Origin of the sequence: Agarivorans sp. TSD2052 (assembly GCF_023238625.1) — a bacterium.
Lineage (GTDB): Bacteria > Pseudomonadota > Gammaproteobacteria > Enterobacterales > Celerinatantimonadaceae > Agarivorans.
Genome location: NZ_CP096670.1, coordinates 4,250,660 through 4,274,386 on the forward strand (window position 1 = coordinate 4,250,660; position 23,727 = coordinate 4,274,386).

Sequence of the window (23,727 nt, forward strand, 5' to 3'; positions counted from 1 at the left end):
CAGCCTTGAGCTTAAAAGGAAACGCGCTTTGACTCAAGCCAAAGCGCGGGCTTGTTACTCTTCCAATTCTAAATCTTGTTCTTGGTCTTGCTCTTGCTTACCGATACGGTAGGCTTTTGGGGTGAGCTCTAGGTCTTTCTTAAATACCGCGTACATATATTGCAATGACGGATAACCACATAACTCTGCGATGTCTGAGGTTGATAACTCAGTATTACGTAGCAAACTCATCGCTTGCTCTAGCTTGGCACAGTGGATCTCTTGGTGTACCGAGTGACCAATGTCATCTTTAAAACGTTTTTCTAAGTTTGAACGAGATACCCGCACATAATCGAGTACTTGCTCAACCTTAATCCCTTTACAGGCATTGTGGCGAATAAAGTGCATGGCTTGAATCACGTAAGGGTCTTTTAAAGCTTTAAAATCGGTTGATTGACGCTCGATAACCTGTTCTGGTCCCACCAATTCACGTACGTTGCGTAGCTCTTGCCCTTGCAATTGACGGTGCAATAGCTTGGCAGCCTGAAAGCCCATTTTACGACAGCCCTGCGCTACCGAGCTTAAAGACACTCGGCTTAGGTGGCGAGTTAAGTCTTCATTATCGATGCCAATAATCGACACCTTATCAGGTACGATAATGCCTAGGTGGTCACACACTTGAAGTAAATGACGCGCGCGCGCATCTGATACTGCAACAATACCCACCGGTTTGGGCAGTGACTGGATCCAGTCAGCTAAGCGGTTCATCGCATATTGCCAAGATTCAGGGGTGGTTTCCATGCCACGGTATACCGCACATTCGTAACCATCGCTAGCCACTAACTGCTGAAAGATTGACTCTCGCTCCATGGCCCAGCGATTATTTTCATTGGGCGGCATACCATAATAAGCAAACGATTCTAAGCCTTTGGTTTTGAGATGCTCATACGCCGCTCCTACCAAGGAGCGGTTATCAGTAGCCACATAAGGAAACTTAGGGTACTGATCAGGGTTTTCGTAAGAACTGCCCACTGCCACTACAGGTACCCGCAAACCAGTAAGCGCTTGCTCTATTTCGGGGTCATCAAAGTCAGCGATAATACCATCGCCTACCCAATGCTGCAGCCGATTGATACGGCAGCGAAAATCTTCCTCAAGAAAAATATCCCAGTCACATTGCGACGCTTGCAAATAATCCCCGATCCCTTTGATTATCTGGCGGTCATAGACCTTGTTAGCATTAAACAACAATGTGATTTTGAAACGTTTATCAAACATATGGGGCTCCTAAAAGCGTAGTGCCTAAGGTTATTTAATTTACTATGTAAAAAAAATGGCTTTTATGCCACCGTGAAAAAACATAATGTGATGATGATCATGCACAAATTGAGTGAAACTGTGAACTCAGGCACGCCATAGAAAAACGCTACCCTACTAGCAGTTTTCGTAATTGAGTCACTTTTCCTATTCACGGCAGGATGGCCTTATTAAATTAACCAGCTAGGTCTATTTGTCTTTAACAAAACAAGTTGAGCAGCTCGCGTCCCAATAAGGAACTTCTATGTACATTGGTATTGATTTAGGCACTTCAGGCGTAAAAGTGGTTTTACTCGCAGAAAGCGGCGAACTATTAAGCCAAGCAACCGCTAGCTTAAGCGTTTCTAGGCCTGCTCCACTATGGTCAGAGCAAGCCCCCCAAGATTGGTGGCAAGCCACCCAAGATGCTTTAACCAGCTTGAGTAAGCAGCATTCTTTAGCGCAAGTAAAAGCAATTGGCCTAAGTGGACAAATGCATGGCGCAACCTTACTCGATGCCAAAGGTGACATTTTACGCCCAGCGATTTTATGGAACGACGGTCGCAGCGCCGCTCAATGTGAAGAAATAGAACGCCTAGTGCCTAACTCTCGAGACATCGTTGGCAACTTGATGATGCCTGGTTTTACCGCGCCTAAACTACTGTGGATTAAGCAAAACGAACCAGAAATATTTGCTCAAGTAGACAAGGTATTATTACCTAAAGATTATTTGCGTTATTTGTTATCAGGTAACTTTGCTTCCGATATGTCTGATGCGGCTGGCACCATGTGGTTAGACGTAGCCAAACGTGATTGGAGCGATGAAATACTGGCCGCTACCGGCCTAAACCGCGCCAACATGCCTGAGCTATTTGAAGGGAGCGAAGTCACCGGTACCCTAAAACCTGAACTGGCCGAGCGCTGGGGCATGCCTGCTGTACCTTTAGTAGCGGGCGGTGGTGATAACGCTGCTGGCGCTGTAGGCGTGGGCATTACTAAACCAGGCCAAGCGATGTTGTCGCTAGGCACCTCAGGTGTTTACTTTGCAGTAAGCGATGGCTACTTAAGTAATCCAGAATCTGCTCTGCACAGCTTCTGCCACGCCTTACCAGGTGCTTGGCATCAAATGTCGGTTATTTTAAGTGCTGCTTCATGTTTAGATTGGGTCGTTAAGCTGACAGGCCAAGCCGACGTACCAAGCATGTTAGCCGCTGTTGAAGCCGCACCAGAATCTGAAGATACCGTTTTCTTCTTACCTTATCTTTCAGGTGAGCGGACTCCGCATAACAACCCAGAAGCTAAAGGCGTGTTTTTTGGCATGACCCACAGTACTGGCCCACTCGATTTATGCCGCGCAGTATTAGAAGGTGTCGCTTACGCCTTTGCGGATGGCTTAGATGCACTCCATTCAACCGGATTAAAGCCTGAAGAAATCACCCTAATTGGTGGTGGCGCACGCAGCCAATACTGGCGTCAAATGCTAGCCGATGTATTTGGTCAAAGCGTCAGTTACCGTTTAGGCGGCGAAGTAGGCCCAGCTTTAGGTGCGGCTCGTTTAGCCCAACTTGGCGTCACTGATAATGCTGATCTTGACCTTATTTGCCCTGTGCCAGAGCTCGTTGAAGTGCATCAGGTGAATGCTCAACGTCACGCGAGCTATGCTGCACGCCGCGCAACATTCCAAGCTATTTACCAGAAACTAGCGCCGTTGTTTTAATCATTAAGGCCGGCTAACAGCCATAACCCTGTTATGGCTGTTAGCAATATTGACCATTAGTGAATCTATTTAAGCATTGGCTTAAATAGACTTATTTCAGCGAAATAATCGTAGTAATACGGAAGACAAATACCATGGCAAAAAACTACCGCGTAGCGTTGCTATTAAACGCAAATATGGCTTACGACCGAGGCATTATTACCGGCATTTCCTCGTTTGTGAAAAATGGCGCACCTTGGAACTTATTCATTGGCGAGCAAAACCTATTCTCAGTGGATGATTTTAGCAAGTGGCAAGGCGATGGGGTTATTGCTGATTTTGATCACCCTGAAATTCGCGACGCGATCAAGTCTCGCAACATACCGGTTGTCGGTATTTCGAGTAGTGAATTGTCGGCTAACAGCATGCAAAATTACCCTTTGGTCATGTCGGATAACAAACAAGTTATCAATATGGCGGCGCGCTTTTTAAAAATGCGCCGTTATACCCATTTAGCATTTTGTGGCTACCCTAACCGACAGTTTAACGATTGGTCTGCCGACCGAGAACGGATGCTGCAGGACTGGTGCGAGCGTAATCAATGTGCCTATAGTCAGTTTAGCGGCAAAGCGGAAGCTGATAGTTGGGATAGCGATTTACAAAGCTTATGTGACTGGCTACGTTGCCTGCCAAAACCGGTTGGGATTATCGCAGCAAACGATGTACGAGCACGCCAACTAAGTTATGCCTGTGAGTTAGCCAAAATAAAGATACCTGAAGAGGTGTCAATTATGGGTATCGACGATGACGAGTTAAATTGTACCTTGAGCCTGCCAACCCTAACATCGGTTCGCCAAGGTACTCGCGCTATGGGCTATTTGGCCGCATCTTTACTGCAACCACTCATGGACGGAAAGCAATTACTAAAACAGCACCATCATGTACAACCTGAACGGGTGATTGGTCGCGATTCAACCGACTACTTCCACTTCAAAGATAATCTAGTACGTGGCGCTCTTAGCTTGATTCGAATTAATCAAGGCAATATCAAGGTGAAGCAAATTTTGGCCGAACTGGGCTGCTCTAGAGGTGCCATCGACAATAAATTTCACGCTGAACTGGGCATATCGTTACACTCGTATTTGCTGGATACCCAACTTAACTTAGCGCTAGAGTTACTCATCGATACCGAGCAAACCTTGGGTGAAATCGCGAAAACAGTAGGCTTTAGTAGCCCGCAGTATTTGTCTTGCGCCATTAAGAAACGCTGGAATATGACACCAGGTAAGCTACGAGAACAAAAAGGGGTGACAAATAGAGATCTGGATCCCCTTATTATTGATGAACAGCCAATTTCGGCCAGCGCTTAAGGCAAGCTATAGTCGCTTTATTCTGGTTATATTCGATGAGCAGTGCCTGTTTTATTGAGTTTAGCGAAGCGAAGTTGCCATCAAACGAAGCTTGCAAAGAAACAACGCGAACCAACAGATCAGGTTATGATCAAAAAAACATCATTAGCCTTATGAAAACTCTGATAGTTAAGCGCGTTTCTTTTTAAATTATTTCAGCGCACCATGGCTTCGAGTGTGACGAAGCGATTAGATTTACGCCGTCAAAACCAAGAAAACATCAAATAAAGTGTGATCTAGGTTGGGACTGCGAAAATTCAACATTAGCGCTAAAAAAAGCGTAATTGCGCTCAACTGCCAGTCTGGCACTTTAATACGGACATGAAGCTTAGCTTTGGTCACCGACCTTCAGCAATAATGAAGGCTCACCAAACAAGCCGCACAATTAGTTTTCATTACAAGGGTCTATACATCTTATGAGTTCTCTACTAACACAGCTAAAACAATACACCACGGTAGTTGCCGATACTGGCGATTTGGACACCATGCGCAAGTTTTCTCCAGAAGACGCGACAACTAACCCCTCGTTAATTGTTAAGGCCTTAGGTTTGCCTGAGTACTCAAGCTTGCTAAAAGAAGTGGCCGAATGGGCAAAAACGCAATCTGACGTACCCGCCGAGCAAATCGAAATGGCCGCCGACAAGTTAGTCGTGACCATTGGTTGTAAAGTACTTGAGTTAGTACCTGGCCGTATTTCTACTGAAGTAGATGCACGTTTGTCTTTTGATACTGAAGCCAGTATTACTAAAGCGCGCCGCTTAATTGAGCTATACCAAGCGGCCGGCATTAGCAAAGAACGCGTATTGATTAAACTAGCCTCTACTTGGCAGGGTATTCGCGCTGCAGAACAATTAGAGAAAGAAGGCATTAACTGTAACCTAACTTTATTGTTCTCTTTCGCTCAAGCACGTGCCTGTGCAGAAGCTGGCGTATTCCTTATCTCTCCTTTTGTGGGTCGTATTTTAGATTGGTACAAAGCTAAAGATAGCAACGCCGATTTCGCTGGCGCGAAGGATCCTGGCGTTATCTCTGTGACTGAAATATACCAATACTACAAAGAACATGGCTATAACACTGTCGTGATGGGCGCGAGCTTCCGTAACATTGGTGAAATCGTTGAATTAGCCGGTTGTGACCGTTTAACAATTGGCCCTGCATTGCTTGAAGAGTTAGACCAAACCAACGCTCCTTTAGAAGCGCGCTTAGTAGACAAAGGCGTTTCTCATAATCGTCCTGCGCCAATGACCGAAGCCGAGTTTTTCTGGGCTCACAACGAAGACGCTATGGCCACCGAGAAATTGGCTGAAGGTATTCGCGCCTTTGCCGTTGACCAAGTGAAACTAGACAAAATGCTTATTGAAGCACTGCAAGCTTAAAGATTATTTATTATTAGGAAATTAAAGATGGCTCACCCTCGTCAACATTTTGCTAACGCTATCCGTGCCTTGAGCATGGACGGCGTTCAACAAGCTAACTCAGGTCACCCAGGCGCCCCTATGGGCATGGCTGACATCGCCGAAGTACTTTGGCGTGATCACTTAGCTCACAACCCAGAAAACCCAAGCTGGAGCAACCGCGACCGTTTTGTTTTGTCTAACGGCCACGGTTCAATGTTGTTGTACTCGCTACTTCACCTAAGCGGTTATGCCCTGCCGATAGAAGAGTTGAAAAACTTCCGTCAGTTGCATTCTAAAACCCCAGGTCACCCAGAATATGGTTATGCTCCTGGTGTTGAAACAACGACCGGTCCACTAGGCCAAGGTATTGCTAATGCGGTAGGCATGGCGCTCGCTGAGAAAATGTTAGCGGCCCAATTTAACCGTGCAGATCATGAGATTGTCGATCACTTCACTTACGCCTTTATGGGCGACGGTTGTTTGATGGAAGGTATTTCTCACGAAGTGGCTTCACTGGCTGGCACCCTAGGCTTAGGTAAACTAATCGCCTTCTGGGATGACAATGGTATTTCTATTGATGGCCACGTTGAAGGTTGGTTCACCGATGATACCCCAGCACGTTTTGAAGCCTACGGCTGGAACGTAATTCGTGACATCGACGGACACAATCCTGAGCAAATTAATGCCGCGATTGTTGCTGCTAAAGGTGACATCACTAAACCTACGCTAATCTGTACTAAAACAGTCATTGGCTTTGGTTCACCGAATAAGTCTGGTTCACACGACTGTCACGGTGCACCACTAGGTAATGACGAAATTAAAGCCGCCCGCGAATTCTTGAACTGGCCATATGCGGCTTTTGAAGTACCTGCTGACGTTTACCAAGCATGGGATAACAAAGCCAAGGGCAACACTCAAGAGCAAGCGTGGAACGACAAATTTGCCGCTTACAAAAAAGCTTACCCAGAACTCGCTGCTGAGTACGCACGCCGTGTTGAAGGCACGCTGCCAGAAAACTGGAAAGCTGAAACTCAAGCCTTATTGCAACGCTTACAAAACGAGCCTGCTAATATTGCTAGCCGTATGGCGTCGAAAAACACGCTTGATGTAATTGGTAAAATTTTACCTGAATTGTTAGGCGGTTCAGCGGATTTAGCCCCTTCTAACCTTACCTTCCACGCGAGCTCTAAGTCAGTAACGGCAGAAGATGCATCAGGTAACTACTTACATTACGGTGTACGTGAATTTGGTATGTCGGCAATGCAAAACGGTATTGCTTTACATGGTGGATTTGTTCCTTACTCAGCGACCTTCTTAATGTTCATGGAATACGCCCGTAATGCGGTTCGTATGGCAGCATTAATGAAGCAACGCTCTATTTTCGTTTACACTCACGATTCTATTGGTTTGGGTGAAGATGGTCCAACGCACCAGCCTGTTGAGCAAGTAGCGAGCCTACGTTTAACACCAAACATGGAAACCTGGCGCCCTTGTGACCAAGTAGAGTCTGCCGCTTCTTGGATTAACGCGGTAGAACGCAATGATGGCCCAAGTGCGTTAATTTTCTCTCGCCAAAACCTTGCCCAGCAAAAACGCAGTGGTGAGCAGTTAGAACTCATTAATCGTGGTGCTTACGTGCTTAAAGATTGTGCGGGTACGCCAGAGCTAATCTTAATGGCCACAGGCTCTGAAGTTGAGCTAGCGGTAAACGCCGCAGTTAAACTGACTGAGCAAGGCAAACAAGTACGGGTAGTATCTATGCCATGTACCGAGCGTTTCGACAAGCAAGATGCCGCTTACCGCGAAGCGGTGCTACCTAAAGCAGTACGAGCACGAGTTGCCGTAGAAGCCCTACAAGCTGGCTTTTGGGGCAAGTATGTTGGTCTAGACGGCGTTACCGTAGGTATGACAACCTTTGGTGAATCAGCTCCTGCCGGCGAACTATTTAAAATGTTCGGCTTTACTGTAGAAAATGTTGTCGACCAAAGCTTAAGCTTATTAGATAGCTAAACTAAAAAAGGACACATAGGGCGCTAGCTGAAAACGAATAGCGCCCTATTATTCTCCCAATCACGTAATGTCCCCCGCAGCAAAAACCTCAGTAATAAAGATCCAGTTCAACTATTTCAACTAAACATGCTCGCTAAGCAATTGATATTCATCGGTCTGACTATACTATTGCTAACCACCTTATCCCTTTGGAGTCGATGTTGTGCGCGTAGCTTGCTTGGCAATTTTATTATGTATTGGAGTAAGCGTTCCACCTAGCTATGCTGAACCCCTGCGTTTGGTGTATCCCAATTTTGTGCCTTATACCTTTGCCAGTGAGCAACCATTAGCAGGAGGCAATTTTCTCATCGACAAAATAATGCAAGAGCTAAACGTCCCCTATCAAAGCAAAATGGTGCCTAATTACAAACGCGCATTTAGTGATGTAGAGAATGGTATGGCAGATGGTTTTTTCTTAGCCTCGCAGAACCAACAGCGTGACCAAGTAGCGGTATTTTCTCACCCAATTTTGTTTAATAACTGGAGCTGGTTTTTTCGTTATGACAGCTATTTAGATCCCGACGCTGAGGGCTTCAAATCAAGTGCAAAAGTGTCCTCGATAGAAGGAACAAATACCCTTCGTTGGTTGAATAAGCACTATTATCGAGTGATCGGTAAACAGAAAAACGTCGCTAAACTGGCACAACTACTGTTTGATTTAAAACGTATTGATGCGGCATTTTTGTCGGCCGATGTGTTTAAAACGGCTAATGTGCATACCAATATTATTAGCGGCGAGTATATTGAAGTGGTACAACGCTCGGCGCCCTTTGGTATCTATATTTCTAAGAACTATTTAGCTAAGCATCCCGATTTTATGTTGCGGCTCAATCTGGCTATTAGCAAAGTGCAAAAACACTACCTAGACAACTCCTACACCCTTTCAGGCATAAAACGGCAGCCTTAAGCTAGAAGCTAGCCACACAACGAAGACTCGATTTAAGCCATCATATTAGCCAACAGTATGAATCAGAAAAAACGTAGATACGAGGGAAAGCGATGAATGAGCCAAAGGTTTGGAATTTAGGTGATGCGGTGATTGACTTGCTCCCCGAGGCTAATGGACTACTAAAAATGTGTCCTGGCGGAGCCCCAGCTAACGTTGCCGTGGCCTTAGCGCGCTTAGGCGTAGCCAGTGGTTTTATTGGTCGAGTAGGCAATGACCCAATGGGCCAGCGTGTTAGCGCGACCCTGCGCGCTGAAGGCTTAGACCTGCGTTGCTTAAGCATTGACCAACAGCATCATACGTCTACGGTAATGGTATCTTTAGACCCACACGGAGAGCGTGAGTTTTGCTTTTTAGTCAAGCCGAGTGCCGACCAATTTTTAAGCCTTGACCAACTACCCACTTTTCAATCAGAGCAATGGTTACAATTGAGCTCTATTGCTTTAGCGGCTGAACCTTGCCGCCAAACAGCCACAGTGGCGGCCAAACAATGTAGCACCGCAGGAGGTTGGGTGTTTTTTGATCTCAATTTGCGCCCAATGTTGTGGCCCAGCCCCGAACATATGCGCCTACATATCACGCAATACCTGCCATTGTGCGATCTTATAAAATTATCGGAAGAAGAGGCATTATGGTTAACCGACAGCCAAGATTTGTCTCTTGCCATTGAACACTTACATAATAATTTTCAGATCCCTGTGATTTTATCGCTGGGTGAACAAGGCAGCCAGCTGATCTATAAGGGTCAGCAGCATCAGGTGGCCTCTGAACCGGTGGACAAAGTGGTTGATACTACCGGCGCTGGTGACGCCTTTGTGGGTGGCGTGTTAGCGCAGTTATGCCAGTTTAGTCAGTGGCAAGATAAAACCATTCTACTAGAGGCTTTAGCGCGTGGTAATAAATGTGGAGCCTTGGCGGTGGCAGAGAAAGGCGCAATGTCGGCGCTTCCCTACCTTAAGCGCTAAACTAAGCCAAAACACCTCGATGTTTTGGGTGCTGTTCCGTAAGTTAGGTGGTCACGATTGAATCGCCCCACCCTACAGCAACCAAATTCGCATTACGATATTTCCCATCCACGCAATGAAATCACTACTTTTGCTGAAAAACCCTAAAAAACCTCCATTCAAAACGGGAGTTAGCGCACGAAAAGCAAATAGCTGAAAAAAGACCGCATTTTTCATAATTGAGAGAATTCATCCTAAGGCTAACAATACTTAACAAGCAGGAGATTGGTTCTCCTATGTATTACATTCCTTTAGGAGTAGTTTCATGACTCAATATTTTGAGCAGTTCGAGAAAATCGCATACGAAGGGCCAGAGTCCACTAATCCACTAGCGTTTCGTCATTACGACGCTAAAAAAGTAATCATGGGTAAAACCATGGAAGAGCACCTGCGCTTTGGTGCTTGTTACTGGCATAACTTCTGCTGGGACGGTTTTGATATCTTCGGTGCCGGCACCTTCGATCGCCCTTGGCAAAAACCAGGTAACGCACTTGAAATGGCGAAAATGAAAGCCGATGTTGCTTTTGATTTCTTCTCTAAAGTGGGCACGCCTTACTACTCGTTCCACGACGTTGACGTAGCACCAGCAGGTAACTCTATAAAAGAGTACACCGAAAACATGAAAGTCATGATGGATGTGCTTGCGCAGAAGCAAAGCGAAACCGGCATGAAATTGTTATGGGGCACGGCAAATGCGTTCTCTAACGCACGTTACATGTCTGGCGCAGGTTCAAACCCTAATCCTGAAATCTTCGCTTACGCAGCGAGCCAAATCTTTACTGCGATGAACGCAACTAAGATGCTAGGCGGCGAAAACTACGTATTATGGGGCGGTCGTGAAGGTTACGAAACGCTACTAAATACCGACTTGCGCCAAGAGCGCGAGCAGCTAGGTCGCTTGTTCCAAATGGTGGTTGAGCACAAACATAAAATCGGTTTCACCGGTACTATTTTGATTGAGCCAAAACCCGCTGAGCCTACTAAGCACCAATACGATTACGATACTGCTACCGTTTACGGTTTCTTAAAACAGTTCGGTCTAGAAGACGAAGTGAAAGTAAACATTGAAGTTAACCACGCTACTTTAGCGGGTCATTCTTTCCATCACGAAATTGCTACCGCTATTTCTTTAGGCCTATTTGGCTCTATCGATGCTAACCGTGGTGATGCGCAACTAGGCTGGGATACTGACCAATTCCCTAACAGCGTAGAAGAATGGACACCGGTAATGTATGACATTCTTCGCTCTGGCGGCTTTAAAGACGGTGGTTTGATGTTTGACACTAAACTACGTCGTCAAAGTATCGATCCCGCTGACTTCTTCCACGGCCACATTGGCGGCATGGATACTTGTGCACTTGCACTAGAAAAAGCGGCTAGCTTGCTAGAGAGCCAAGACATCAGCAAGATTGTTACTGACCGCTACGCGGGATGGAACGGTGATTTAGGTAAAGGCATCATGACCGGCGATTACAGCCTAGAGTCTTTAGCCACACAAGCGATTGCTGACAACATTGACCCAGCACACGTTTCTGGTCGCCAAGAAGAATTAGAAAACATCGTTAATAAACATATTTTTAGTAAGTAAAACCTGAGTATTAGTTAGTTCCTTTTGCATTATTGCCGACGCAGCAGCGTCGGCCTTTTTTTATCTTAAATTACTCACTAGACAGTGCAGCACCATTCACTACCCCCACATCTAAACTCAAGGGGTCGACCCCCTCTAAACAGCCTGCATTAACCCGAGTTAGCGCTGGCGCAGTACGCGGATTATGGAAGGTATATATTCCACAGTGTTTACAAAAATAATGTTTAGCCACTTGTGTATTCCATTGGTACAACGTCAATGCTTGCTCACCAGACAATAACTCGAAACTCGTATCATCAGCTGTCACCATTACAATACCTTTACGCTGGCAAAGGCTGCAGTTACAACGCACCGCCGGTTCTAAACTCGTTTTCAAGCTAAACCTCACCGCGCCACAATGACAACTTCCTAGGTAACTTTTAGTCATAATTCTCACCCTCAGAGATAAACCTTTTTTGAGTTTAACGCTGAATGCGATAAATGCTAGCGAGCCTTTTTCATTTGCACTATTATTAGTAACAAATAAGTCAATACAGAGGTGCGCATGGAAACTTCTCTCAGTAGCAAACTCCGTCTTTGTTTACTGTTAATCAGTAGTCGCGAGGCTTTTGCCCAAGCAGTGCAACCACCACAACTGATGCTGGCAGCCGACTACCAGCAAGATTTAGCGCTGCAACACTATTGGGTGTGTGAAAAATATGATGGGGTGCGCGCTTATTGGGATGGAACGCAACTACTCAGTCGTCGCGGCCACATCATTGAATTACCCAAGGCGTGGCTGAGTCAATTACCCAAGGTTGCCGTAGACGGAGAGCTATGGCTCGGTAGAGGACAATTTAGTCACTTAGTGGGCTTAATCAATCAACACAACCCCAGCTTGCCACTGTGGCAAGAAGTCCGCTTTATTGCCTTTGATTTACCGCACTATTTGGGTTCTTATCAGCAACGCTATCGGCACTTACAAACCCTAAGTGCAGCCAATGCCTTTATGCAGGTACCCGTTTATCGCGCTTATCCAGGGCGGCCAAAATTAGAACAGCAGCTGCAACAAATCAGTGCTGAGGGCGGTGAAGGTTTAATGCTAAGAGACCCTGAATCACTGTATTTACCGAGTCGTAGCAACGCACTAATCAAGTATAAAAGCTACCAAGATGCCGAGGCGGAGGTGATCGCCTACAGCCATGGAAAAGGTAAGTACCGAGGTATGTTAGGTGCCTTAGTCGTAGAAGACGCGCAAGGTCGAAAATTTAAAATAGGCAGTGGTTTGAGTGACCAATTACGGGCCGAACCACCCCCTATCGGCAGCGTGATTGAATATCGCTACAATGGCCTAACCGAACACGGCAAACCTCGTTTTGCCCGTTTTGTGCGCATTCACCAAGCCTTATAAGGCGACGTTTATTTTAAGTCTTTGTTTCGTTCTACATCGACCAGGTAGTCACCTTCAAGCCAATTGCGCCCAACTAACAATTTGTAGTGCATTTTACTGCGGTCACGTAAATTTACTTCCACTGTTTTGGCATGGCCTTGCCATTCCACCGCCAAAGCCACCTTGTAGCGGATTTCTAAGCCCTGTGAATTTCGCACCGCAGCAACATTGGTGATAAGCGCCTTACCTTGGTGTTTTTCACCCTGCTCGTTTTCAGTAGTAAACTGCAAGTACTTGCCGATATTTTTACGCATTGTGGGACGCACTATCGACTTTTGCTCAGCCTCGCTGTAATCCGCAGGATTAATATTCTCGCCATCCAATACGGTCATGGCTTCTGCATGCATAGAAGTGCTAGCTGCACCAGTATCAATTCGAGTTAAGAAGTGCAGGTCGGCTTCGACGATGCGAACACGCTCGGCGGCACCTACCGTTAGTTTTTCGGCCATTGCACTGCTTACGCAAGCAAGTACTAGTATTGCTGCAACTAGTAGTTTCTTTAACACGCTATACCTCTCTTATGTGATTGTTCACGCGGATAATAAATAAAACGGTTAGTTACCGCCGTTTGGGTCGCTTACCATAGCATGTTTGCCTATAATTTTGCCGAGAGTTCAAAGATGAGGATACAAATGAAATACCTCGTATTATTTTTGATAATAATTAGCTGTGGTACATCGCAAGCAAAAACGATTGAAATACAAAGCTTCATTTTCCCGCCTTACATTATGCTCAATGCTCAAGGCAGAGCAGAGGGGATCATTATCGATCTCATTGACCAGAGCTTTGCAAAACTTGGCGTGGATGCCGATTATCAGCTAAGCAATTGGGCAAGAGCGTACGCCAAGGTGAAAACCCATCAAAGTCAGGGGCTTATTCCCACTATGCGTACCACCGACAGAGAGCAGTTTTTCTACTATCCTGATACCGCCTTTTTATTCCTAGATCAGCACCTCATTGCCACATCGTCATGGTCTGAGAATAGCTTTTCAGGAGATTTCTCTGAACTCGATGCCTATCGTATAGGTAAGGTGCGCAATGTCCGTATTTCGCCTTCTTTTGATGCAGCACTAGCAGATAAAGTATTTGATGTAGACAAACACAATAGCGTTGAAGGTTTAGTCAAATCATTATTATTGGGCAGGTTAGATATGATAGCCACCGACAGTCGGCAAGCACTTTTGGTTGCCACGCAAGAGGGTAAACCGCACAGCTTGAAGCTGCTCAAGCCTGCTTTAGGCCAAGTCCCCGTGTACTTAGCTTTTAGCAAAGAACAGGTTGACGAAAAGTTTGTTGAGCAATTTGACCAACAGCTTAAGCAATTACTTGAACAAGGGGCTTTGGCACAATTAGAAGCTAAATACTTGCAGTAACCGCTAGCCTAGCGCTCGATCCCAATCTTTCCATACCACTTGATAGCCTGCGTTTGTTACCGCTTCGGCGACCACTTCAGGCCTACGATCATCGCTAATTTCAAACTGTTCTAAGGCTTTCTCACTGGTATCGGCATAACCTCCCGGTTGAGTACTAGAAAAAGCACTCATGCTAGTAATACCCAGCGGGATAGCATGATTGCGAAAATGCTCCGACTCGCGGGTAGATAATGACAATTCAACATCAGGGTTAAACAAACGATAGGCACAAATTAGCTGCACTAATTGTTTGTCGCTCATTACAGATTTAGGTTGAAAGCCCCCCTCACAAGGACGTAAGCGAGGGAAAGAAATAGAAAATTTACTCTTCCAGTATTTTCGTTCTAAGTATTGCAAATGCGCCGCCACATAAAAGCAATCGCTGCGCCATTCATCTAAGCCAATTAGCGCACCAATACCCATTTTTCTGATGCCGGCGTCACCTAAACGCTCTGGCGTAGCTAAACGATAATCGAAATTACGTTTTCGCCCTTTAGGGTGGACCTCTGCATAACGGTGTCTGTTATAGGTTTCTTGGTAAACCATCACTGCGTCCAAACCCAAGCTAATAAGTTCTTCATATTCAGCTTGGTCTAACGGCTGAACTTCCATGGAAACATGTGAGAAACGGGCTTTTATTTTAGGCATGACTAGGCGGAAGTAATCCATGCCAACTTTGCGTTCGGACTCTCCGGTAACCAACAAAATGTGGTCAAAACCGAGTTGTTTAATGGCGTCTAACTCAGCCTCAAGCTCTTCCATATCTAAGGTAAGCCGGCGAATTTTGTTACCCATCGAAAACCCACAATAGTCACAAATATTACTGCACATATTGCTTAGATACAGCGGAATATAGAACTGTTGAGTTTTACCAAAACGCTGCTGGGTTAAACGCATGCTACGTTGCGCCATCTCCTCTATATAGCCTTCTGCGGCAGGCGAAATCAAAGCCTGAAAATCATCTAAATCCAGCTTATCTTTAGCGAGTGCCCGTTCTACATCAACGGTGGTTTTACTGTTAATGGCTAAATGAACAGCAGCATTATCGTATTGGGCTAATTGCTTGGCAAAACTCATAGGCTTCTCTACTTACAAGGTATCTAAAAATGCTGTTAAGGGGCTAGTCGCTTCGGCGTGACGTAGTTCTGCTCCTAAGCCCGCAAGATAGGCAGTGCGGCCCGCTTCGACAGCTTGCGCAAAGGCTTTGGCCATAGCCACTGGGTCTTTAGCCACCGCCATAGCGGTATTTACAAGCACCGCGTCAGCACCTAATTCCATGGCTAAAGCCGCGTCTGACGGCGCACCAATGCCAGCATCAACGACAACAGGCACCTTGGCTTGTTCAATAATAATTTCGAGGAAGTCACGACTACGTAAACCTTTATTTGTGCCAATTGGTGCACCTAAGGGCATTACCGCGGCGCAGCCTACATCTTCCAAACGTTTACATAACACTGGATCTGCATGCACATAAGGCAGCACCACAAAGCCCTGCTGCACCAGCTTTTCGGCGGCTGCTAAGGTTTCAATAGGATCAGGCATCAGATATTTAGGGTCAGGGTGTATTTCTAGCTTAAGCCAGTTAGTGCCCAAGGCTTCGCGGGCCAAATTAGCGGCAAAAATGGCTTCTTCGGCATTGCGCGCACCCGAGGTATTAGGTAACAAATTGACCCCCGCTTTAATCAGCGGAGCCAGAATGTCGTCGTGCTGGTCTTGCGCATCAACCCGCTTCATCGCCATAGTCACCAATTGACTACCACTGGCTTGAATACTGTCGCTCATTAGCTGAGCCGTGGCAAACTTTCCAGTGCCAGTAAATAAGCGACTAGTAAAACTTTTATCTGCAATTTTTAACACAACGTATCCTTTTAACCACCAGCGATTGCGCGGAAGACTCTTACTTTTGCTTGATCCAAGATCTCAGTATTTGCCCATTCACTACGCGTAATAATGTTGCCGTTCAATACCACGGCGACCCCTTCAGAATTTTGTGCTTGCTGAGCTAATAACTGCTCAATATTAAGAGGTGGCTTCAACTCGGTAGCCTGACCGTTAAATTCAATGCATATCATGACTGTTCTCTATTGGTACCGCACACTGGACACTTAGGGTCATGTTTGGTTGTTAGGTGAAACCACTCAAGAGTGTGAGCATCAAAGCTAGAAAAACGTCCCACTTGAGCCGATGCGATTCCAACAATCAATTTGATTGTTTCTAGCGCTTGTAAGCTGCCAATAGTGCCTACCACAGGGCCCAATATGCCGGCGTTACTGCAGTTCAACTGCTGCTCGCTAGCATTGGGAAATAAACAGTGATAACAGCCTTGTGCTGCTTGGCGAAAATCAAACACCATTAGCTGCCCATCAAAAGCCACCGCGGCACCACTCACCAGCGGTACGCTGGCTGCCACACAAGCCTGATTTACCGCATAACGGGTAGTAATGTTATCGCTACAATCAAGCACTACATCTGCCTGCGCCACTTCCATAGCCAATAACATAGTATCCATTTTTCGATTTACTGTGCGTATCTGAATATGAGAATTAAGCGCCTGTAAGTGCTGCTTAGCCGCAGACACTTTCGGCTGCTTTATATCCTCTTCTCGATACAGCACTTGACGTTGTAAATTGGAACTATCAATGTCATCAAAGTCAGCGAGCACTAACTTGCCGACACCTGCGGCCGCTAAATACAAACTAGCTGGCGCACCTAAACCGCCCATACCGATCACCAAAACCTGCGCTTGCTTAAGCTTAACTTGCCCTTCTTCACCCACATCTTTTAATAACAAATGGCGGCTATAACGAAGGCATTCTTGATCGCTTAAGGTCAAATCACTGTTGGCTTGGTTCATATTGCTTCCTAATGCTGGTTGACTGTTTTCTGGCTTGCTATGGCTTCAAGTTCAGCTACCGCAACAGCAGGATCTGCCGCTTCGGTAATCGCTCGTACCACGGCCACACTGCCTACTCCACATTGCCATACTTGCTGAGCTCGGCTTAAATCGATACCACCAATGGCCACCAAAGGATAATCGTGCATCAAGCGAGCATAACGGCTTAGCTTAGCTAAACCCTGTGGCTTAGACGGCATGTCTTTGGTTGTAGTAGGGAAAATGTGCCCTAAAGCAATATAACTTGGTTGTAACTGGCTGGCACGTAGCAATTCAAAATAACCATGAGTACTAATACCTAAACGCAAACCTGCAGCAGCAATTTGTGCTAGATCCGCGACTTCTAAGTCTTCTTGGCCAAGATGAACCCCATAAGCGCCATGTTTTACCGCTAATTGCCAATAGTCGTTAATAAATAACCGGGCTTGGTGTTGATGGCCAAGCTCAATGGCTCGAATAACATCGGCTTCAACTTCGGCATCGGTTTTATCTTTAATGCGCAACTGCAGGGTTTTTACCCCAAGCTCAAGCAAGCGCTCGATCCACTCAAGGCTATCAACCACCGGGTACACTCCCAACTTGGTGGTATCACAGCGCTCAAAAGTTACCGCTTCTGGCCAAGACTCGCTTAAACCAAACCTTTGGCCTAACACTGTTTGAGCTGACTCTACCCGTGGGAAGTTTGCACGCTCAGTGGGCCAGCCAAGATGGGCTAAATTACCACGACCAAGCACTTGTTTTAAGCCCTGATAAACATAGGCTTTAGCTAATACCAGTGCATCTTCCATGGCGAAATCATGCGCTAGGGCAGAGGCTAACGCAGACGCTAGCGTACATCCGGTTCCATGAGTATGCGGCGCGTCAATCATTGCGCTCGACAGTACAATTTCTCGTTGGCCGTCTGTGAAATAATCTACAGCAGCACCGGGTGTTAAGGCTAAATGTCCGCCTTTGGCCCACACCGCTTTGACCCCTTGCTTAAGCAAGCAACTACAGGCTTGCTTAAGCGCCGCGACACTGTCTAGCGTAAAGCCGGTTAAACTCGCTAATTCAGTCGCGTTAGGGGTTAAGACATCGGTTTGGGCCAATAAAGCTGGGAGAGCCTGCATCAAGTCATCTAGGGCTAAATTAGCGCCTGAGCTAGCGACCAACACGGGGTCACATACCACTATTGGAGGTATAGCCCAAGTCGCCTTGTAGGTCGCTAATTTATCAGCGACTACACGCACTAACTCAGCACTGCCCAACATACCAATTTTAATCACCTTGGCAGGATTGGTAAGCGCTAGCGCATCTAATTGCGCCGCTAACAAGTCAGGTGATGAAGGCTGAATAGCCGTCACCCCTTGAATGTTTTGCGCCGTAATTGCCGTCACCGCAGTGGCGCACTCTACGCCAAAGTCGTGAGCGGTAAGCAAATCAGCTTGCAAGCCCGCCCCCGCACAACTATCGCTACCAGCGATAGTCCAGATTTGCGGACGCAAGTCGATTATCGTGTCCAACTTAGACTTCATCGCTGGTCTCAGCACGCAGTGGCGAATGGTAAATCTCGGCCCCTTTGTCTCTAAACTCTGCAGATTTTTCGGCCATGCCTTCGGCAACAAAACCTAAGTCAGCCAAAGGTTCATCAATCATTTTGATTTCTAAATCTTTGGCATAGTCACGCACTTCTTGCGAGATTTTCATTGAACAGAATTTAGGTCCACACATTGAGCAAAAGTGAGCCACCTTGGCAGAATCTTGCGGTAAGGTTTCGTCATGATAAGCGCGCGCTGTATCAGGGTCTAAGGCTAGGTTGAATTGATCTTCCCAACGGAACTCAAATCGCGCCTTACTCATGGCGTTATCGCGGATCTGTGCGCCAGTATGTCCTTTTGCTAAATCAGCTGCGTGCGCCGCTATTTTGTATGCAATCATGCCTTGCTTCACATCGTCTTTATTCGGTAAACCTAAGTGCTCTTTAGGTGTGACATAACACAACATCGCACAACCAAACCAACCGATCATCGCGGCACCAATACCCGATGAGAAGTGGTCGTAGCCAGGTGAAATGTCAGTGATCAATGGGCCAAGCGTGTAGAATGGTGCTTCGTGACACTCTTCTAACTGCTTCTCCATGTTCTCTTTAATCATCTGCATTGGCACATGACCTGGGCCTTCAATGATCACTTGTACATCATATTCCCAAGCCACTTTGGTGAGCTCACCCAAGGTTTCTAGCTCAGCAAATTGGGCTTCATCGTTAGCGTCAGCAATAGAACCCGGACGCATGCCATCACCTAACGACAGTGATACATCGTAAGCGGCACAAATTTCACAAATATCGCGAAAACGTTCATACAAAAAGCTTTCAGTGTGGTGAGCTAAACACCACTTCGCCATAATCGAACCACCACGCGACACAATACCCGTCACCCGTTTAGCGGTCATAGGCACATAACGCAGTAATACACCGGCGTGAATAGTAAAGTAATCAACACCTTGCTCGGCTTGTTCAATCAAGGTATCGCGGAAGACTTCCCAATTAAGGTCTTCAGCTACGCCGTTTACCTTTTCTAAGGCTTGATAAATAGGTACGGTGCCAATCGGCACAGGTGAGTTACGAATCACCCACTCGCGGGTTTCGTGAATATAACGACCGGTAGACAAATCCATCACCGTATCGGCGCCCCAACGGCTGGCCCATACTAGCTTTTCAACTTCTTCTTCAATCGATGAAGTCACTGCCGAATTACCGATATTGGCATTTACTTTCACCAAGAAGTTACGACCAATGATCATTGGCTCTGCTTCGGCGTGGTTAATATTGGCAGGGATAATAGCGCGACCACGGGCCACTTCATCACGCACAAATTCACCGGTAATATGTTCTGGCAGTGAAGCGCCAAAGGAATGACCTTTTTGCTGCTCGGCCAACAAGTCTTCACGAATTTTATCCCGCCCCATGTTTTCACGGATCGCGATGTATTCCATTTCTGGTGTAACAATACCTTGGCGAGCATAGTGCAGTTGGGTAACGGTTTTGCCAAGTTTAGCTTTTCGAGGAGTAGGTAAACTTTCAAAGCGAATATGGTCTAAGCCTTCATCAGCTAAACGCTGCTGCGAAAAGTTAGAGCTAAGCCCGGTTAATTCTTCGGTATCGCCACGCTCTTCAATCCACGCTTTACGCAGTTGTGGCAGGCCTTTATGAACATCTAGTTCAGCATGTTCGTCGGTATAAATGCCCGAGGTATCGTAAACGCGTACAGGTTCGTTAGGCTCTAACTTTGGTTCATCTTTAGTGCCGCCGACTAAACTGTCAGCCAGGTTAATTTGGCGCATCGCCACTTGGATGTCGTCTCGACTTCCCTGAACATAGATTTTTTCTGAATTTGGAAAAGGTTGGCCTTGCAGATTATTAATGTATTGCTCTGCTGCAGCTCTGGTTTCGCGTCTTGACATGACTGGCCTCTAAATAAAAATTTAAGAATGAGGCTTGTCGGATGTAGGAAAAGTAACCTTTTGTTAAGTTGTGCCGCTTAGTTGGTGGCTCAAACATTAACAGAAGCAAACCGTTACTCATCTTGTTCCCTGCGCAGGCATTATCCTGATCAAGTTATACGGATCCCACACAGCGTAGCTTAGCTACTCGTGGTCTCAGCCTTTCGGCACTCCGACAAGAAAGCCGAGTATAGGGCTGAAAAAACCAAACCACAATAGCGATATACAGAAAGGTAATAATGAAATTAATTATTTTTGTTAAGCCAACACTAACAATTGCTTAACCTTTTAGGATGAGTATTTAAAAAGAATGTTAGAAAAAGCTTTGCGGAACATTCAGCACATCGCCAGCTGAAACGCGATCTTCTAAAGTGACTCTTTGTTGTTGGTCGGGGCTGGCACCTTCGGCTTGAATAGTAATTTTACTTTTACCTGCACGCTCACTAAAGCCGCCCGCTAAAGTGATTGCACGGTTGACCGTTAAACCCGGTTGATAAGGGTAAGCCCCCGGGCGGGCGACTTCACCATTGATAAAAAATGGTCGGTATTCGACCATGGTCACTTGTACCATAGGGTCGACCAGATAGTCGCCACTCAGACCGGATTGAATCAGCAACTGTAACTCGGTCAAGGTCATATCTTTGGCTTTTATTTTGCCAAGAAAAGGATAACGAATATAACCATCGTCAGCTAAACGCGTCTCCATGTGAAGTTCTGGCTCACCGTACACAATCACTCGAAAGGTATCACCCGCCGCTAAACGATATTCTTGTATTGCTTCGTTAGCGTCAGCTAAAAGACCAAAGGATAACCCAGCAAGCAGCACAGTAAGTCCGCATTTAAATGGCCTCCATCCTTTGTTCATTTAGCTAAATCCTCATTTATAGGCTGAGTCTCAATTTAAGACTAGTTACCTGCTTATCATAGCTAACGGCCTCAACCGTAGAATCTTTATCCCTCCATAGCTGCCAAAGTGAAATTTCTAGCCAACGACGGAATTGATAGCTTACCCCAATTCGACCTTCATAAGTTTTATCTTGTCGAGTAATGCCAAGATAATCATCATCGTCATAGCCAAATGTCACATAAGTTAACAGTCGTTCTTGCCAATAATGTTGCCAATCTAACTTGATATTAGTGTTATCTATTATATCTCCGCCTTGCTCTGGCGCTTTGGCTTTGCGCCCCCCCTCTAAACTAACGGTAGAGTAAGTTCTCGGTGACCAATCAGCTGCGATACTCCAGCTGAGGTCGGCGAACTTATCACGAGAGCCCTCTTTAAACTTACGCTCTTGCCAACCAATTTTAGCGCGCCCTTTGGTTTTACCTGTCACCGCCCAGTCGCCACCCACATAGGCAAACAAGTCATTGAAGTCTCGGCTATCGGTATTAGGCTCGGTGGTTTTGTAATCACTTTGCAAGGCTTCAAGCTCGGCCAGTAAACGGGTCGCTGAAGACACCCTATAGAAAAAACGTACACTGCCGTCAATTGCTTTGCGGTCACGATACTGAGTGACATCACGAAAATTGACATAGTCTAGTTGACGAGCATTGGCTTCTAATTCAATTTGCGCGCTTGCACTCAGCGCTCCATAGCCATATAAGCCATGAAAATGATTTAAGTTATATTGAACAGGTTCGTCAATCACGCCACCTAAACCCGCCGAAATGCCGTCACCTCGTTGATCATGGGTTCGTTTGAAGTCATAACTCAATTGACCACGGTGACGTGCCGAGAACTCCCAATCACCATTCAACTGCAGATGGTGATCGACAAAGTTATCTTCGGGGCTATCAAAATACTCAGCCCACTCGAGGCGGTAGCCGGCATAATAACGGCTGGTATCACGCTCTGATAACAGCGCTATGGCAGGGGACACAATGGTGCCCCAAGAGGACACTTTGTCGTCATTAGTGTTGGTTAAGTTACTGTCATAGAGGCCAAGTACTTCTATACTAGGCATCACTCCGACTCCATCTGCACTGTACCACTGAGCTGGCTGCATTGCCGCCAAGGCATGACCTGCCATTGCTAGGGCTGGCAGCAAGACGATCCCTATCTTGCGCATTATTTATTCTCCAAATTGACTAACTGCTACCTTAACAAAGCCGAAGGACAACGCCCAAGGCTTTTTGCTGAGGTTTATTAGAATAAATGTGAATAATACGCCTCACTCAGCGATAAGCCTAGCCACTAAAATTGCAAGCCAGCGCTAAATACCAGTGCCAACACAAAGCTCAGTTTTGCGGTGGCTTGCAATTGTTGGTCAAGAATTTGATGTTGGTGGTGACGAAATACTGTGAGCGCCACTTTGATCAGAGCCATGGCGGGCAATAAATATAACCAAGCCAAGCTAGTGGGAGCCTGCAAAACGATATAGATAGCAAACAACAGCAAAGCGCCAAATACCAACGCTAAATGGTAATAACGCGCCAACTGTTCCCCTAAACGCACCGCTAAGGTTAACTTGCCAGCCTGTTGATCGGGCTTAAAGTCTCGTAAGTTATTAATATTTAATACCGCTGTAGCGAGTAAGCCGTTGGCGGCGGCCACTAAACAGACGGTAAAACTCATGCTTTGTGTATGCAGGTAATAGCACCCCATCACACCCAACAAGCCAAAAAACAAAAAGACACTGATATCGCCAAAACCTCGGTAGCCGTAGGGTTTAGCGCCCATTGTATAGGCCATTGCAGCCACAATGGCTAAACCTCCAAGGCCAATAAATCCCAGCCAAGCCTGCCAATGTCCTCCCAAGCTGGTCGCTAACAAACTAAGCCCGCTCACCACTGACAACAAAGCCACCACCAGTATCGCTCTAAGCATTTGCTGCGGGCTCAGCAAGCCAGCTTGAATAGCCCGCTGTGGGCCCACCCGAGAGTCATCATCTACACCTTTCACTGCATCGCCATAATCATTAGCCAAATTAGACAGTATTTGCAGCAATAAGGCGGTCACTAGGGCTAACACCAAAACTGGCCAAGAAAACGCTTGCTGAGAAAGCGCCAGCGCGGAGCCAAGAATAATCGAAGAACTTGCCAAAGGAAGAGTGCGTAAACGCGCCGCATGAAGCCATGATTTCAAAGTAATATTCAACTTAAAGATAAGAACTTAGCGTCTATTATTGCTCAGCATCAAGGCTGAGCCA

21 protein-coding genes and 1 riboswitch are annotated in these 23,727 nt (G+C 46.3%); of the genes, 9 read left to right on the plus strand and 12 right to left on the minus strand.

All coding sequences use genetic code 11. The features are described from left to right. Positions 1–54: 54 nt before the first annotated feature. Positions 55–1,257: a XylR family transcriptional regulator gene (locus tag M0C34_RS19455; protein ID WP_248713312.1), complete on the minus strand. Its 1,203-nt coding sequence runs from the start codon at positions 1,255–1,257 to the stop codon at positions 55–57. A 283-nt stretch (positions 1,258–1,540) separates the two neighbouring features. Between M0C34_RS19455 and xylB the strand changes: the two genes are divergently transcribed. The 7 genes from xylB to xylA all read left to right on the plus strand — a co-directional run bounded on the left by xylB (position 1,541) and on the right by xylA (position 11,364). Further along, the gene (xylB, locus tag M0C34_RS19460) at positions 1,541–2,992 is read left to right on the plus strand and encodes a xylulokinase (protein ID WP_248713313.1); all 1,452 of its coding nucleotides are present in this window, start codon (positions 1,541–1,543) and stop codon (positions 2,990–2,992) included. 134 nt (positions 2,993–3,126) lie between these two features. Next, positions 3,127–4,341, plus strand: coding sequence for a XylR family transcriptional regulator (locus tag M0C34_RS19465; protein ID WP_248713314.1), 1,215 nt, complete (start codon positions 3,127–3,129; stop codon positions 4,339–4,341). A 455-nt stretch (positions 4,342–4,796) separates the two neighbouring features. Continuing rightward, positions 4,797–5,756, plus strand: coding sequence for a transaldolase (gene tal / locus M0C34_RS19470; protein WP_248713315.1), 960 nt, complete (start codon positions 4,797–4,799; stop codon positions 5,754–5,756). A 27-nt stretch (positions 5,757–5,783) separates the two neighbouring features. Further along, positions 5,784–7,787, plus strand: coding sequence for a transketolase (gene tkt / locus M0C34_RS19475; protein ID WP_248713316.1), 2,004 nt, complete (start codon positions 5,784–5,786; stop codon positions 7,785–7,787). A 202-nt stretch (positions 7,788–7,989) separates the two neighbouring features. Beyond that, complete coding sequence (locus M0C34_RS19480) at positions 7,990–8,733, plus strand: transporter substrate-binding domain-containing protein (protein WP_248713317.1); 744 nt, start codon at positions 7,990–7,992, stop codon at positions 8,731–8,733. Positions 8,734–8,825: 92 nt separating this feature from the next. Further along, the gene (locus M0C34_RS19485) at positions 8,826–9,737 is read left to right on the plus strand and encodes an aminoimidazole riboside kinase (protein ID WP_248713318.1); all 912 of its coding nucleotides are present in this window, start codon (positions 8,826–8,828) and stop codon (positions 9,735–9,737) included. 304 nt (positions 9,738–10,041) lie between these two features. Further along, on the plus strand, positions 10,042–11,364 hold the full coding sequence (xylA, locus tag M0C34_RS19490; RefSeq protein ID WP_248713319.1) for a xylose isomerase: 1,323 nt from the start codon (positions 10,042–10,044) through the stop codon (positions 11,362–11,364). Positions 11,365–11,434: 70 nt separating this feature from the next. Here the strand turns inward: xylA and M0C34_RS19495 are convergent, their stop codons facing one another. Further along, positions 11,435–11,791 (minus strand): GFA family protein, encoded by a 357-nt coding sequence (locus M0C34_RS19495; RefSeq protein WP_248713320.1) that lies wholly within the window; start codon positions 11,789–11,791, stop codon positions 11,435–11,437. A 117-nt stretch (positions 11,792–11,908) separates the two neighbouring features. On the opposite strand from M0C34_RS19495, the gene M0C34_RS19500 reads away from it, so the two are divergent. Then, entirely contained in the window at positions 11,909–12,754 is an 846-nt protein-coding gene (locus tag M0C34_RS19500) for a DNA ligase (RefSeq protein WP_248713321.1), read from the plus strand. Positions 12,755–12,762: 8 nt separating this feature from the next. Here M0C34_RS19500 and M0C34_RS19505 read toward each other — a convergent pair whose 3' ends face one another. Continuing rightward, entirely contained in the window at positions 12,763–13,299 is a 537-nt protein-coding gene (locus M0C34_RS19505; protein ID WP_248713322.1) for a putative ATP-dependent zinc protease, read from the minus strand. A gap of 126 nt (positions 13,300–13,425) precedes the next feature. Here M0C34_RS19505 and M0C34_RS19510 point away from each other — a divergent pair, with 126 nt between their 5' ends. Continuing rightward, a complete protein-coding gene (locus M0C34_RS19510; RefSeq protein WP_248713323.1) occupies positions 13,426–14,166 on the plus strand; it encodes a substrate-binding periplasmic protein in 741 nt (246 codons plus the stop codon). A 3-nt stretch (positions 14,167–14,169) separates the two neighbouring features. Here the strand turns inward: M0C34_RS19510 and thiH are convergent, their stop codons facing one another. From thiH to M0C34_RS19555, 9 genes are all read right to left on the minus strand, one after another. Next, complete coding sequence (thiH, locus tag M0C34_RS19515; protein ID WP_248713324.1) at positions 14,170–15,282, minus strand: 2-iminoacetate synthase ThiH; 1,113 nt, start codon at positions 15,280–15,282, stop codon at positions 14,170–14,172. A 12-nt stretch (positions 15,283–15,294) separates the two neighbouring features. Further along, positions 15,295–16,062, minus strand: coding sequence for a thiazole synthase (locus M0C34_RS19520; RefSeq protein ID WP_248713325.1), 768 nt, complete (start codon positions 16,060–16,062; stop codon positions 15,295–15,297). 11 nt (positions 16,063–16,073) lie between these two features. Beyond that, positions 16,074–16,277, minus strand: coding sequence for a sulfur carrier protein ThiS (gene thiS / locus M0C34_RS19525; protein WP_248713326.1), 204 nt, complete (start codon positions 16,275–16,277; stop codon positions 16,074–16,076). After that, positions 16,274–17,059, minus strand: a complete 786-nt coding sequence (locus M0C34_RS19530; protein WP_248713327.1) for a HesA/MoeB/ThiF family protein — start codon at positions 17,057–17,059, stop codon at positions 16,274–16,276. The genes thiS and M0C34_RS19530 overlap by 4 nt, the downstream gene beginning before the upstream one ends. Before the next feature lie 8 nt (positions 17,060–17,067). Continuing rightward, positions 17,068–18,612 (minus strand): thiamine phosphate synthase, encoded by a 1,545-nt coding sequence (gene thiE, locus M0C34_RS19535; RefSeq protein WP_248713328.1) that lies wholly within the window; start codon positions 18,610–18,612, stop codon positions 17,068–17,070. Further along, the gene (thiC, locus tag M0C34_RS19540; RefSeq protein ID WP_248713329.1) at positions 18,602–20,539 is read right to left on the minus strand and encodes a phosphomethylpyrimidine synthase ThiC; all 1,938 of its coding nucleotides are present in this window, start codon (positions 20,537–20,539) and stop codon (positions 18,602–18,604) included. Before thiC ends, thiE begins: the two co-directional genes overlap by 11 nt. Before the next feature lie 109 nt (positions 20,540–20,648). Continuing rightward, positions 20,649–20,763, minus strand: a riboswitch (TPP riboswitch). A 128-nt stretch (positions 20,764–20,891) separates the two neighbouring features. Continuing rightward, entirely contained in the window at positions 20,892–21,443 is a 552-nt protein-coding gene (locus M0C34_RS19545; RefSeq protein ID WP_248713330.1) for a polysaccharide biosynthesis/export family protein, read from the minus strand. Positions 21,444–21,459: 16 nt separating this feature from the next. Then, positions 21,460–22,647, minus strand: coding sequence for an outer membrane beta-barrel protein (locus M0C34_RS19550; protein ID WP_248713331.1), 1,188 nt, complete (start codon positions 22,645–22,647; stop codon positions 21,460–21,462). A 125-nt stretch (positions 22,648–22,772) separates the two neighbouring features. Next, a complete protein-coding gene (locus M0C34_RS19555) occupies positions 22,773–23,663 on the minus strand; it encodes a 1,4-dihydroxy-2-naphthoate polyprenyltransferase (RefSeq protein ID WP_248713332.1) in 891 nt (296 codons plus the stop codon). Between the last annotated feature and the right edge of the window lie 64 nt (positions 23,664–23,727).

Bases quoted from the DNA above. Each gene is read 5' to 3' on its own strand.
- M0C34_RS19545 (WP_248713330.1), bottom strand. From the start codon at position 21,443: ATGAACAAAGGATGGAGGCCATTTAAATGCGGACTTACTGTGCTGCTT.
- M0C34_RS19455 (WP_248713312.1), bottom strand. From the start codon at position 1,257: ATGTTTGATAAACGTTTCAAAATCACATTGTTGTTTAATGCTAACAAG.
- xylA (WP_248713319.1), top strand. From the start codon at position 10,042: ATGACTCAATATTTTGAGCAGTTCGAGAAAATCGCATACGAAGGGCCA.
- thiH (WP_248713324.1), bottom strand. From the start codon at position 15,282: ATGAGTTTTGCCAAGCAATTAGCCCAATACGATAATGCTGCTGTTCAT.
- M0C34_RS19495 (WP_248713320.1), bottom strand. From the start codon at position 11,791: ATGACTAAAAGTTACCTAGGAAGTTGTCATTGTGGCGCGGTGAGGTTT.
- xylB (WP_248713313.1), top strand. From the start codon at position 1,541: ATGTACATTGGTATTGATTTAGGCACTTCAGGCGTAAAAGTGGTTTTA.
- thiE (WP_248713328.1), bottom strand. From the start codon at position 18,612: ATGAAGTCTAAGTTGGACACGATAATCGACTTGCGTCCGCAAATCTGG.
- M0C34_RS19500 (WP_248713321.1), top strand. From the start codon at position 11,909: ATGGAAACTTCTCTCAGTAGCAAACTCCGTCTTTGTTTACTGTTAATC.
- M0C34_RS19465 (WP_248713314.1), top strand. From the start codon at position 3,127: ATGGCAAAAAACTACCGCGTAGCGTTGCTATTAAACGCAAATATGGCT.
- thiS (WP_248713326.1), bottom strand. From the start codon at position 16,277: ATGATATGCATTGAATTTAACGGTCAGGCTACCGAGTTGAAGCCACCT.
- M0C34_RS19510 (WP_248713323.1), top strand. From the start codon at position 13,426: ATGAAATACCTCGTATTATTTTTGATAATAATTAGCTGTGGTACATCG.
- tal (WP_248713315.1), top strand. From the start codon at position 4,797: ATGAGTTCTCTACTAACACAGCTAAAACAATACACCACGGTAGTTGCC.
- M0C34_RS19530 (WP_248713327.1), bottom strand. From the start codon at position 17,059: ATGAACCAAGCCAACAGTGATTTGACCTTAAGCGATCAAGAATGCCTT.
- M0C34_RS19485 (WP_248713318.1), top strand. From the start codon at position 8,826: ATGAATGAGCCAAAGGTTTGGAATTTAGGTGATGCGGTGATTGACTTG.
- thiC (WP_248713329.1), bottom strand. From the start codon at position 20,539: ATGTCAAGACGCGAAACCAGAGCTGCAGCAGAGCAATACATTAATAAT.
- M0C34_RS19550 (WP_248713331.1), bottom strand. From the start codon at position 22,647: ATGCGCAAGATAGGGATCGTCTTGCTGCCAGCCCTAGCAATGGCAGGT.
- tkt (WP_248713316.1), top strand. From the start codon at position 5,784: ATGGCTCACCCTCGTCAACATTTTGCTAACGCTATCCGTGCCTTGAGC.